This window comes from Frankia torreyi (assembly GCF_000948395.1).
GTDB lineage: Bacteria > Actinomycetota > Actinomycetes > Frankiales > Frankiaceae > Frankia > Frankia torreyi.
The window spans coordinates 1-13,472 of sequence record NZ_JYFN01000102.1 but is presented as its reverse complement, the minus strand read 5'-3'; the positions used below and the strand labels follow the sequence as shown (position 1 = coordinate 13,472).

The 13,472-nt window shown below is 73.8% G+C and carries 2 protein-coding genes and 4 pseudogenes; all 6 read left to right on the top strand.

Going from position 1 to position 13,472, the window contains the following annotated elements:
- Positions 1-329, top strand: a pseudogene (locus FF36_RS39625) (polyketide synthase); the annotation flags it as partial.
- A gap of 10 nt (positions 330-339) precedes the next feature.
- A pseudogene (locus tag FF36_RS39620) lies at positions 340-449 on the top strand (hypothetical protein); the annotation flags it as partial.
- Position 450: 1 nt separating this feature from the next.
- A pseudogene (locus FF36_RS41335) lies at positions 451-576 on the top strand (ketoacyl-synthetase C-terminal extension domain-containing protein); the annotation flags it as partial.
- A gap of 54 nt (positions 577-630) precedes the next feature.
- Positions 631-5,493: pseudogene (locus FF36_RS39610) on the top strand (SDR family NAD(P)-dependent oxidoreductase); the annotation flags it as partial.
- A 90-nt stretch (positions 5,494-5,583) separates the two neighbouring features.
- The gene (locus FF36_RS39605) at positions 5,584-6,162 is read left to right on the top strand and encodes a phosphopantetheine-binding protein (protein WP_339325627.1); all 579 of its coding nucleotides are present in this window, start codon (positions 5,584-5,586) and stop codon (positions 6,160-6,162) included.
- Positions 6,163-6,312: 150 nt separating this feature from the next.
- Positions 6,313-13,472, top strand: a 7,160-nt coding sequence (locus tag FF36_RS39600) for a type I polyketide synthase (RefSeq protein ID WP_044888618.1), incomplete at its 3' end; no start/stop codon positions are given.

Genomic DNA, 13,472 nt, shown 5'->3' with positions numbered 1-13,472 from the left:
GGTGCGGGGATGCTGCTGTTGGAGCGGTTGTCGGACGCGCGTCGTCATGGCCATCGGGTGTTGGCGGTGGTGCGGGGGTCGGCGGTGAACTCCGACGGTGCCAGTAACGGATTGACGGCGCCGAACGGTCCGTCGCAGCAGCGGGTGATCCGGGCGGCGTTGGGGAGTGCGGGTCTGGGTGTGGGTGATGTGGATGTGGTGGAGGCGCATGGGACGGGTACCCGGTTGGGTGATCCGATCGAGGCGCAGGCGTTGCTGGCGACCTATGGTCAGGGCCGTCCGGTGGATCGGCCGTTGCTGCTGGGATCGGTGAAGTCGAACATCGGCCANACNCNGGCNGCGGCGGGCGTCGCGGGAATCATCAAGATGGTGATGGCGATGCGTCACCGTGAGGTGCCGCCGACGCTGCACGTGGATGAGCCGACGCCGGAGGTCGACTGGTCGGCCGGNGCGGTCAGGCTGGTCACCCGGTCGGTTCCCTGGGAGGGGTCGGGTCCGCGTCGGGCCGCGGTGTCGTCGTTCGGGATCAGTGGCACCAACGCCCACGTCATCCTGGAGGAACCCCCCGTCCTCGACCGCACGACACCGAACGGTGCCGCCGGGTCGAATTCCACCAGCTTGAATTCCACCGTGTCGAGTACCACCGTGTCGAGTACCGCAGTGTCGAGTACCGCAGTGTCGAGTAGCGCCGCCGCGGCGAACACTGCGGCCGGGTCGAGCGGTATCGCTTTGTCGAACAGTGCCACCGTGTCGGATGGCGCCGCTCCGTCTGATGCCATTGCTGAGGCTGATGGCGTTGCCGTTTCCGGTGGCGCGGCTGTTTCTGGTGGTGTGGTGGCTGGTGGTGTGGATTCGGGTGTTTCTGTGTCCGGGGTGCGGGGTTGGGGTGGGGTGTTGCCTTTTGTGGTGTCGGCGCGGTCGGAGTCGGGGTTGCGGGGGCAGGCGGTGGTTCTGGATTCGTTGGTGGCTGGGGGTGGGGTGTCGCTGGTGGATGTGGGGTTTTCTCTGGTGGCGACGCGGTCGTTGTTGGAGCGTCGGGTGGTGGTGGTCGCGGAGGGGGTGGAGGAGTTGCGTGCGGGGTTGCGGGTGGTGGCGGCGGGGGGGAGTTCGCCGTTGGTGGTGCGGGGTGGGGTGCGGTCGGCGGGTCGGTTGGCTTTTCTGTTTGCTGGTCAGGGTAGTCAGCGGGTGGGTATGGGGCGGGAGTTGTATTTTTCTTCGCCGGTGTTCGCGGCTGCTCTGGATGAGGTGTGTGCTGGTTTCGATGGGTTTCTGGATCGTCCGCTTCGGGAGGTGATGTTCGCGGCGGAGGGGTCGGTGGAGGCTGGTCTTCTGGATACGACGCGGTACACGCAGCCGGCGTTGTTCGCGTTGGAGGTGGCGCTGTTCCGGTTGTTGGAGTCGTCGGGTGTGGTGCCTGACTTCGTGGTGGGGCATTCGATTGGTGAGGTGGCGGCGGCGTATGTGGCGGGGGTTTTCGGGCTGGTGGATGCGTGTGTGCTGGTGGCGGCGCGGGGCCGGTTGATGCAGGAGCTGCCGGCGGGTGGGGCGATGCTGGCGGTGGCGGCGGGGGAGGATGAGGTCGCGGGGGTGCTGGCGGAGCCGGCGGTGGCGGGGCGGGTGTCGGTGGCGGCGGTGAACGGGCCGGCGTCGGTGGTGGTGGCGGGTGATGCGGATGCTGTTGCCTGGGTGGGGGAGGTGGTGCGGGGGCAGGGTCGTCGGACGTCGTTGCTGCGGGTGAGTCATGCTTTTCATTCGCATCATATGGAGGGGATGCTTGATGATTTCCGGCGGGTGGTGGAGGGTCTGACGTTTCGGGTTCCGTCGATTCCGCTGGTGTCGAACGTGTCGGGGCGGGTTGTTGATGGTGAGGTTCTCGGGGCGGATTACTGGGTGGGGCATGTTCGTCGTCCGGTGCGGTTCGCGGACGGGATTCGGGTGTTGCGGGATGCTGGTGTCGAGGTGTTTGTGGAGATCGGTCCGAACCGGACGTTGACGGGGATGGCCGGTGACTGCCTGGCCGCGGAAGAACCGACCCCGACCCCGGCCCCGGTGTCGGTGTCGGTGTCGGCGCATGGGTCGTCCGAGGGCTCGGTGGGCGGTGGCGAGCCGGTGTTGCTGGCGACGATGCGTCCGGGGACGTCGGAGCGGCATGCGGTGGCCGCGGCCGTGGCCGCGCTGCGGATCGGCGGGTCGAGGTCGGGCTGGGAATCACTGTTCGCCGGCGCGGACGGGCAGGTGGTGGACCTGCCGACCTACGCGTTCGAGCGGGAACGGTACTGGCTGGCTCCCGACGGCCGCGGCTCCGATCTCGCCGCCGCCGGACTCGACCCCGCCAACCACCCCCTGCTCGCCGCCGAGGTGCGCCCGGCCGAAGGCGGGACGACGATCCTCACCGGCCGGCTGAACCTGGCGAACCATCCCTGGCTGGCGGACCACGTCCTGCGGGACATGGTCGTGCTGCCCGGCGCCGCCCTCGTCGACCTCGTCCTCACGGCCGGTCGCCCGCTCGGGGGGCGGTTCGTCGACGAGCTGTTGCTGGAGGCGCCGGTCGTCCTGCCCGACGACGGCGAGGTGCAGATGCAGGTGGTGATCCAACCCGCGAACGACGCCGGCGGGTGGAGGACGACGGTGTACTCGCGCCCGGCCGACGCGACCGACGAGACGGACTGGACCCTGCATGCCAGGGCGGAGCTGTCCACCGTGGACGCGCCCACCACGCAGGTGCCCGCGGGAGGGCCATCCGAGGCGACCCCGGGCCTGGCCGAGGATCCGCCGGAGGCCTGGCCGCCGGCGGGGGCCGAGCTGATCGACATCGACGCGCACTACGACTCCCTGGCCGCGCGAGGGTACGACTACGGTCCGAACTTCCGCGGCCTGCGCGCGGCCTGGCGGCGCGGCGCGGACGTGTTCGCCGACGTCCGCCTGCCCGAGGACCAGCCGGCGGGGACGTTCGGCCTGCACCCCGCGCTGCTGGACGCAGCGCTGCATGCCGCGACCCTGGCGCTCCCGCCGATTGCGCCGGACGCGTTGCTCGTCCCGTTCTCCTGGAGCAGGGTCGCGCTGCACGCGCAGGGCGGGACGCAGGCCCGGGTCCGCGCCACGGCGACCGGTCCAGCCTCGGTGACGCTCCTGCTCACCGACGTCTCCGGTCAGCCGCTCGCCACGGTGGGCACGCTCGCCGTGCGCCCGATGGACGACGCGCAGCTCGCCGCGTTCCGTACGGGGGCGCCGCCGTCGCTGCTCGGCGTGGACTGGCGTCCCGTCGAGCGCCCCGCGGACGAGCGGGGGGCCAGCACGGCCCCGCCGGCCGCGCTGGCGCTGGTCGGCGACGACCCGTGGGGCCTCGCCGCGGCCGCCGCCGACCGCGGGGCGCAGGTCGAGCGCGTCGCGGACCTGGACGCGCTGCGAGAGTCCGTGGCGGCCGGGGCCCGGGTCAAGACCGTGGTCGTGTCCTGGCCGGCGCGGGCCGGGAGCGTTGCGGACGCGGCCCGCACGGCCACGCACGACGCTCTGCGGCTGCTGACCTCGTGGTTGGCGCAGGAGGCCTTCGCCGCTGCGCGCCTGCTTCTGGTCACCCGGGGCGCGGTCGCGGTCCACGCGGGGGAGCGCGTCGCGGACCTCGCCGCCGCGTCGGTCTGGGGGCTGGTCCGGACCGCCCAGTCGGAGCACCCGGACCGCTTCGGTCTGCTCGACCTCGACGCGAGCGACGCCTCGCGGGCTGCCGTCGTCGACGCGCTCGAGCAGGGCGAGTCCCAGGGTGAGCCCCAGGGCGCGCTGCGCGGCGGGCAGCTCCACACGCCGCGGCTGACCCGACTCGACGCCGGCGACGACATGCTCGTCCCGCCGGAGCGGACGGCCGACTGGCATCTGGTCCTGACCGGGAAGGGATCGCTCGACAGTCTCGCGCTGGCCCCGGGGGAGGCGGCCTCCGTCGCGTTGGCCGCCGGCGAGGTGCGGATCGCGATCCGGGCCGCCGGCCTGAACTTCCGCGAGGTGGTCCTCGCGCTCGACCTGGTCAGCGGGGACACCCGGCCGCCCGGCGGCGAGGCCGCCGGCGTGGTGCTCGAGGTCGGGCCGGAGGTGACCACGTTCGCCCCCGGGGACCGCGTGATGGGCCTGATGTCCAGCGGCGCCGGACCGGTGGGGATCGCCGATCACCGGACGCTGTGGCCCATGCCGCCCGGGATGAGCTTCGCCGAGGCCGCCGCGATCCCGGTCGTGTTCCTGACCGCCTACTACGGGCTGGCCGAGATCGCCGCGGTCGGCGCGGGCGAGACGCTGCTCCTGCACGCCGCGACCGGCGGCGTCGGGATGGCGGCGCTTCAGCTGGCCAGGCACTGGGGTGTGACGGTGCTCGGGACGGCCAGCCCCGGCAAGTGGAACGTGCTGCGTTCGCTCGGGCTGGGCTCCGACCACATCGCCTCGTCGCGCGACCTCGACTTCGAGGAGAGGTTCCGGGCGGCCTCCGGCGGGCGTGGGGTGGACGTCGTCCTCAACTCGTTGGCGGGTCCGTTCGTGGACGCCTCGCTACGCCTGCTCAGTCCGGGCGGCCGCTTCGTCGAGATGGGCAAGACCGACATCCGCGACCCTGCCGCCGTGGCCGCGGCGCATCCGGGAGTGAGCTACCGCTCCTACGACGTGACCGACCAGGGACCCGAGCATGTCGGTCGGATGATGAACGCGCTGCTGCCGATGTTCCGGCGGCGGGAGATCAGCGCCCTGCCGGTCGCCGCCTGGGACATCCGCCGGGCGACGGAGGCGTTCCGCTATCTCGGCCAGGCCCGGCACACCGGCAAGGTCGTCCTGACGGTCCCCCGCCCGCTCGACCCTGCCGGCAGCGTCCTGATCACCGGGGGCACCGGGATCCTGGGGGGTGCGCTCGCCCGCCATCTCGTCGTCGAGCACGGGATCCGGCATCTGATCCTGCTCAGCCGCCGGGGGCACGGCGCACCGGGAGCCGCCGAGCTGCTCGCCGAGCTGACGGCCGCCGGCGCCACGGTGGACCTGAAGGCCTGCGACGCCGCCGACCGCGACGCCCTGGCCGGGGTGCTCGGGGAGATCCCGGACGACCGACCCCTGACCGCGGTGGTCCACGCCGCGGGTGTCCTCGACGACGGCCTGCTGCAGTCCCTGACGCCGCAACGGCTCGACGCGGTGCTGCGCCCCAAGATCGACGCGGCCTGGAACCTGCACGAACTGACGCAGGACGTCGATCTGGCCGCCTTCGTGCTGTTCTCCTCGGTCGCCGGCACCCTGGGCCCCGCCGGTCAGGCGAACTACGCCGCGGCCAACGCCTTCCTCGACGCCCTCGCGCACGACCGCCACGCCCGCGGCCTGCCCGCCACCTCGATGGCCTGGGGCCTGTGGTCGCAGGCCAGCGCCATGACCGGGCATCTGGACTCCGCCGCCCTGACCAGGCTGGGCCGCAGCGGGCTCGCCGCCCTGTCCACCGGCGAAGGTCTCGCGCTGTTCGACGCGGCACTCGGGGCGACCNGGGGGGTGGTCGTNCCGNCCCGCCTCGACTCCGCTGCCCTGCGGGAGGCGGCGGCCACCGGCGATCTGCCCGCCCTGCTGCGTGACCTGGTGCGCGTGCCGAACCGTCGGGCAACGGACGGTGACGTGGAGCTGTCCTGGCAGCAGCGGTTGGACGCCGCGCCGGAGTCCGGTCGGCGCCCCCTGCTGCTCACCCTCGTCCAGACCCACGCGGCTGTCGCGCTGGGTCATCCGAACCCGCGGGCGATCCCGGCCGACGGCGCCTTCCGCGACCTCGGATTCGACTCGCTGACGGCGGTGGAGCTACGCAACCGGTTGGGCGCCGCGACCGGTCTGACCCTGCCGGCGACGCTGGTGTTCGACCATCCGACTCCCGAGCAGCTCGTCTCCTACCTCTTCGACGAGCTGGTGGCACCGGACGCCGGCACCGCGCAGACCACGTCCTCGGTACTGGCGGACCTGGACCGGTTGCAGCGGTCGTGTGAGGCGCTGCCCGCCGGCCACGGGGACGTGGCGGTACTCGAAAACCGCGTCGAGGCGCTGCTGGCCAGGATCCGCGACCTGGCCAGGACCCGCGACCTGGGCGGGGCCGCTGAGGGAGCACCGCGGCTGGAGGGTCTCAGTTCGGCGACCGACGACGAGATCTTCGACTTCATCGACAACCTCTGACGCTTCCGCTCGCCCTAGTCCACGACCCGCATAGTCCACACCCCGCGTCCGGGTTCCGAAAGACGAAATCCGTTTCCCCTGCGTCTCCGTCTCGCAGCCCAGCCCAGTTCGGCATCAACCGAGCGCAGCTACCGGAGGTATCGGCGTCCCATGGCCAACGAGCAGAAGCTCCGCGAGTACCTCAAGCGGGTCACCATGGACCTCGCTCACGCCCGGGGGCGACTGAGCGCGGCCGAGGCCCGGGACAGCGAGCCCATCGCGATCGTGTCGATGGCCTGCCGCTTCCCTGGCGCGGTCGACTCGCCCGAGGCCCTGTGGCGGCTGGTCGACGAGGGGCGGGACGCGATCGCGGAATTCCCCACCGACCGCGGCTGGGACACCGCCACATTGCACGACCTGGATCCGGACCACTCCCGCACGTCCTATGTCCGCCACGGGGGTTTCCTCGACGACGCGGCCGGATTCGATGCCGCGTTGTTCGGCATCAACCCCCGGGAGGCCGCTGCCACCGACCCCCAGCACCGCCTGCTGCTCGAGCTCACCTGGGAGCTGTTCGAACGGGCCGGCCTGGCGCCGGGGTCGCTGCGGGGCAGCGACACCGGCGTGTTCGCCGGCGTGATCGCGCAGGAGTACGCGCCCCGGCTGCGGGACGCCCCCCGCGCCTACGAGGGCTATCTGCTCACCGGAAACACCCCGAGCGTGGCGTCGGGACGGGTCGCCTACTCGTTCGGCCTCGAGGGGCCCGCGATCTCCGTAGACACGGCCTGCTCCGCCTCGCTCGTGGCGATTCATCTCGCGGCCCGGGCACTGCGGGCCGGGGAATGCTCCCTCGCGGTGGCGGGCGGCGCGACGGTGCTGTCCTCACCCGGGGTCTTCGTCGAGTTCAGCCGGCAGCGCGGACTCGCCCCCGACGGGCGATGCAAGGCCTTCGCGGCGGCGGCCGACGGCACGAACTTCGCCGAGGGCGGCGGCCTGCTACTCCTGGAGCGGCTGTCCGACGCGACCAGGAACGGCCATCAGGTCCTCGCCGTGATCCGCGGTAGCGCCGTCAACTCCGACGGCGCCAGCAACGGGCTCACCGCGCCCAACGGCCCCTCCCAGGAGCGGGTGATCCGCCAGGCGTTGGCCAACGCCCAGCTCACCACCGCCGAGATCGACGCCGTCGACGCGCACGGGACCGGCACGTCGCTCGGGGACCCGATCGAGGCCCGGGCGCTGCTCGCCACGTACGGCCAGGGCCGCGACCCCGACCGGCCACTGTGGCTGGGATCGGTCAAGTCCAACATCGGTCACACCCAGGCTGCGGCCGGCGTGGCCAGCGTCATCAAGATGGTCCTGGCGATGCGGCACGCGCGCCTGCCCCGCACCCTGCACGTCGACCAACCCTCGCCGCACGTGGACTGGAACGCCGGCGCGGTCTCGCTGCTGCGCGAGCCGACCGCCTGGGCTGCGGGTGACGCTCCTCGACGGGCAGGGGTGTCCTCCTTCGGTATCAGCGGGACCAACGCGCATCTCATCCTGGAAGAGCCGGCGGTCGCCGTCCCGGAACCGGTCGCCGTCCCGGAACCGGCCGCTGTCCCGGGCGAGGCCGCTGTCCCGGGCGAGGTCGCCGTCGCCCCGGCCGCCACCCTCGCCGACCACCGGGAGCCGGCAGCCGCCCCGGTGGGGGACCTGGCTCTGCCGTGGATTCTGTCCGCCGTCACCGAGGGTGCCCTGCGGGCCCAGGCCCGGCGACTGCACGACCGTCTCGTCGCCGAGCCGTCGCCGTCCGACCTGGACATCGGCGCCTCGCTGGCCGCCACCCGCGGCGTCCTGGCACACCGCGCCGGTGTCGTGGCCGGCGACCGGGACGGCTACCTGGCCGGTCTGCTCGCCGTCGCCGACGGGCGAGAGGCCTCCGGGGTCGACCGTGGCCACGTGGCCGTGGCCGGCGCGACGGCCTTCCTGTTCACCGGGCAGGGAAGCCAACGTCCCGGGATGGGCCGCGCGTTGTACGCCGCGTTTCCCGCCTTCGCCGCCGCGCTGGACGCCGTGCGCGCCGAACTCGACCCGCGGCTCGACCGACCGCTGCTGGAGGTCATGTTCACCGACGACCCGCCGCCGCGGGGCGGGGACACGGTCCTGCTGAACCGGACCGATCACGCCCAGGCGGCCATCTTCGCGTTCGAGGTCGCGGTGTACCGGCTGCTGCGGTCCTGGGACGTGCGGCCGGACTACCTGATCGGACACTCCATCGGGGAGGTGGCCGCCGCTCACGTCGCCGGCATCCTGTCGCTGCCCGACGCCTGCGCCCTGGTGGCCGCGCGGGGCCGGCTCATGCAGGGGCTGCGCGGCGATGGCGGGATGGTCGCGCTGGAGGCCTCCGAGGAGGAAACCGTCGCGTTGCTGCGGGACGAGGGGGAGCGCGTCGCCGTCGCGGCGGTCAACGGCCCCACGTCCACGGTCATCTCCGGTGATCTTGACGCGGTGGAGCGGATCGCCGCCGGCTGGCGAGCCCGCGGTCGCCGGGGGAAGCGGCTGAAGGTCAGCCACGCGTTCCACTCGCCGCACATGGACGGAATGCTCGCCGATTTCGCGGTCGCGCTGCGCGAGGTGTCCTTTCACCCGCCGCAGATCCCGATGATCTCCAATGTCACCGGTGAGAGCGCGAGCGCCGGGCTGATGGGCACCCCGCAGTACTGGGCGGAGCACGTCCGCCGGCCGGTCCGGTTCGCCGCCGGCCTGCGCGCGTTGCACGCGGCGGGCGTGACCGGCTACCTGGAGATCGGCCCCGACGCCGCGCTCACCGGCATGGTCGCCGATGGTCTGGCCGGGATCGACCCGCAGGTGGCGGTCGTAGCGACCGCGGTGGCCCGAGCGGGAAGCGGCGAGGTGCCGACCCTGCTGGCCGCGCTCACCCGGCTGCACGTGCACGGCCTCGGCCCGGACTGGCGCACGGTGTTCGCCGGCCGGGGTCGGCGGGTCGACCTGCCCACCTATGCCTTCGAGCACCGGCGTTACTGGATCGACGAACCGTCGGGCCCGCTCGACGCCGGCGCGCTCGGCCTGCTCTCGACGGGACATCCCATCGCCACCACGGCGGTCGGGCTCGCCGAGGACGACGGGGTCGCCACCGTCCTCACCGGTCGGGTCTCGACGTCGTCCCATCCCTGGCTGGCCGACCACACGGTCGCCGGCACGGTGGTGCTGCCCGGCACGGCCTTCCTCGACCTCGCGATCGGGGCGGGCGAGCGGGTCGGTGCCGGCGGCGTCGAGGAGCTCGTCCTGGCCGCCCCGCTGGCCCTGCCCGCGCGGGGGATCTTCGATCTGCAGGTCACCGTCGGATGGCCGGACGACTCCGGGCGTCGGGCCGTGCGGATCCACTCCCGCCCCCGCGAGGGCGACTCTGGCGCGGCCGAGGCCGCCGGAATCGGCGAGTCCCTGCCGGCCCCCTCGGCCTGGACCCGCCACGCCGAGGGGACCCTCGCCCCCGGGGAGGGCGGACCCGGGCCGGTCGCCCCCGCCCGTCCCGACGTCACCCGTCCCGACGTCACCCGGCCGCCCGAGGAGGCGACCGCACTCGACGCCGCGAGCTTGTACGAGCGTCTGGCCGAGGCCGGCTACGATTACGGGCCGGCGTTCCAGGCGGTGCGTGCCCTCTGGCGGCACGACGGGGACCTGTACGCGACGCTGCGACTGCCCGAGGGAACCGACCCGGCGGGGTTCGCCCTGCACCCCGCCCTGCTCGACGCCGCGCTGCATCCGCTCGCCTTCGAGGCGGTCGGCCAGTCGCCGGCGGACGCCGCGGTCCGGATCCCGTTCACCTGGTCAGGCGTGCGGCTGCACGCGACCGGAGCCGCCGAGGTCCACGTGCGGTTGCGGGTGATCGACGACGGCGCGGTGGCGATCGACGTCGCTGACCCCACCGGCGCGCCGGTGGCCACCGTCGAGCGGCTTGTACTCCGATCGGTCGCCCGGGGGAGTCTGTCGGCCGCGGCTCCGGCGCGCCCCACGGTGCTCCACGAGGTGACGTGGGTGGCCTCACCGCCGGCGGCACCAGGCTCTGGCGGGCAGCTTCCGCCCGCGACCGGCGGCTGGGCGGTGCTCGGCCCGGACGACCCGGAGCTGCGCCGCGGCCTCGACCGCGCCGGGGTCACCGCGGCCGTCCATGCCGACCTGCCGGCTCTGCGCGCCTCGCTCGACGGCGGCCCGATGCCCGCGGTCGTCGTCGTGGCCCCCTCGTTCCCGGCGGGCGGCCCGCAGGACGATCCGAGCGCGGTCCGACGCCTTACCGGCGCGCTGCTGGATCTGCTGCGCGCCTGGGTCGCCGACGACGCGACCGTGGCCTCCTCCCTGGTGGTGCTCACCCGCGGCGCGGTCGCCGCCCGCCCCGGCGACCGCGTCGACGCCCGGGCGCAGGCTGCCCTGTGGGGTCTCGTCCGGACCGCCCAGGCGGAGTTCCCGGACCGCATCGTGCTGGCCGACCTGGACTCGGCGCGGGAGTCGGTCCCGATGCTGCCGGCGGTGGTGGCGTCCGGGGAGCCGGAGGTCGCCGTGCGCGCCGGTGACCTCTGGACGCCTCGCCTCGTGCGCTCCGAGGGCGAGGACCGGCTGCGCCCTCCCGGCCCGTCGTCCACCTGGCGCCTGGACGTCACCGAGCCCGGCACGCTGGAGAACCTGGCGCTGGTCCCGGCTCCGGACGTCGACACCCCGCTCGCCGCCGGCCAGGTCCGGGTCGCGGTGCGGGCCGCCGGGCTGAACTTCCGCGATGTGCTGCTGGCGCTGGGCATGTACCCGGGAACCGCCGCCTTCGGCAGCGAGGGCGCCGGCATCGTCGTCGAGGTCGCACCGGACGTCACCGGCCTCTCCCCCGGCGACCGGGTCATGGGCCTGCTCGCGGGCGCGATCGCCCCGGTGGCGGTGGCCGACCACCGTCATCTGGTCCGCCTGCCCGCCGGCTGGTCCTTCGCTCAGGGCGCGGCGACCCCGATCGCGTTCATGACCGCCTATCACGGACTCGTCGACCTGGCCCGGCTGCGGGCCGGGGAGAGCGTGCTCATCCATGCCGCGGCCGGGGGCGTCGGGATGGCGGCCAGCCGGCTGGCCGCCCACCTGGGCGCGGAGATCCACGCGACCGCCAGCCCCGGTAAGTGGGACACACTTCGGGCCGAAGGGCGGGCGGAGCACCAGATCTCGTCCTCGCGTTCCCTCGCCTTCGAGGAGCGGATCCGCGCCGCCACCGACGGGCGAGGCGTCGACGTCGTCCTGGATTCGCTGGCGGGCGACTTCGTCGACGCCTCGCTGCGGCTGGTGGCTCCTGGCGGCCGCTTCCTCGAGATGGGCAAGACCGACATCCGCGACGCCGAACAGGTGGCCACCGACCATCCGGGGCTCACCTACCAGGCCTACGACCTCAACGCCGTGGCTCCCGACCGGATCCGGCAGATGCTCCTCGAGCTGGTCCGCCTGTTCGAGGACGGCACGCTGCACCCCCTCCCGGTGACCGCGTGGGACGTCCGGCGGGCCCCGGAGGCGTTCCGGTATCTCAGCCAGGCCCGTCATGTCGGCAAGGTCGTCCTCACCCTGCCCGTCGGCCTCGACCCCGAGGGGACCGTTCTGATCACCGGGGGGACCGGAGGTCTGGGGGCTCTCGTCGCCCGCCGACTGGCGACCGAGCACGGCGTCCGCCACCTGCTGCTCGCGAGCCGGTCGGGTCCCGCCTCGGCGCAGGCCGGACGGCTGCGCGCCGAACTCGGTGAGCTCGGCGTGGACGTCACCATCGCGGCCTGCGACGTCGGTGATCGGACGGCGCTCGCGGACCTGCTGGCGGACGTGCCCGAGGACCACCCCTTGACCGCCGTCGTCCACACCGCGGGAGCCGTGAACGACGCTCCGCTCGACGGGCAGAGCGCGCCGCGGCTCGACGGGGTGCTGCGGCCCAAGGCCGACGCCGCCTGGCACCTGCACGAACTGACCGCGTCGCTCGATCTCGCGGCCTTCGTGCTCTTCTCCTCGGCGGCCGCCACCGTGGGCAACCCGGGCCAGGCGAACTACGCGGCCGCGAACGCCTACCTGGACGCGCTGGCCGCGGACCGGCACGTGCAGGGCCTGCCCGCCGTCTGCCTGGTCTGGGGGCCGTGGGAGCCCACCGCCGGGATGACGGCGCGGCTGACGCCGGAGGAGCTGAGCCGGATCCGCCGCGCGGGGCTCGTCCCGCTGTCCGAGGCGGACGGCCTCGCGGCGGTGGACACCGCCCTCGTCGACGGTGGGCCCGTCCTGGTTCCGATCGGCTTCGACCAGGCCGCCCTGCGCGCCCAGGCCGAGGATGGCCGGCTGCCGGGGATCCTTCGTGATCTGGTGCGCCGCGGCACCCGGCGCGCCGCGGCCGGTGCCGGCGTCGGCGATCGCACCGCCGAGCCGCTGGCCGACCGGCTGCGGCGGATGAACGGCAACGACCGCCGCCGTACCCTGCTCGATCTCGTGCTCGGCCAGATCGCGACGGTGCTCGGCCACGCCGGCGCGGACCTCCTCGACGCCGACCGGCCGCTCAACACGCTCGGCTTCGACTCCCTGACCGCGGTCGAACTGCGTAACCGGCTGGGCGTCGTGACCGGCCTGCGGCTGCCCGCGACTCTGCTGTTCGACTATCCGACGGCGGCCGGGATCGCCGGGTTCCTCCGGTCCCGTCTGCTCGGTGCTGACGCCGACGCCGACGCCGATCAGACGGGCGAGCTGCGGGAGGCGTCGACGGCCGGGGCGGTTCGCACCGCCGCGCTCGCCGACGAGCCGATCGCGATCGTCTCGGCGAGCTGCCGGTTCCCCGGCGGGGTGCGCTCCGCCGAGGACCTGTGGCGGCTCGTCACCGAGGGCCGGGACGCGACGGGGGACTTCCCGGACAACCGTGGCTGGGACCTCGAGCGGCTCTACGACCCCGATCCGGACGCGGCCGGGCGGACCTACGTCATGCGCGGTGGCTTCCTCTACGACGCCGATGAGTTCGACGCCGCCTTCTTCGGCCTCAGCCCGCGGGAGGCGACCGCGACCGACCCGCAGCAGCGGCTGCTGCTCGAGACCGCGTGGGAGGCGTTCGAAGGCGCCGGGATCGATCCGACCCGGCTGGGCGGCAGCCGGACCGGCGTGTTCGCCGGGGTGATCGCCCAGGACTACGCGTCGGTCGCGGGCCGGCCCGACCCGGGCCTGGAGGGGCATCTGTCCACCGGCAACACCACGAGCGTCGCGTCGGGGCGGGTGGCGTACACGTTTGGGTTGGAGGGGCCGGCGATCACGGTGGATACGGCGTGTTCGTCGTCGTTGGTGGCGGTGCATCTGGC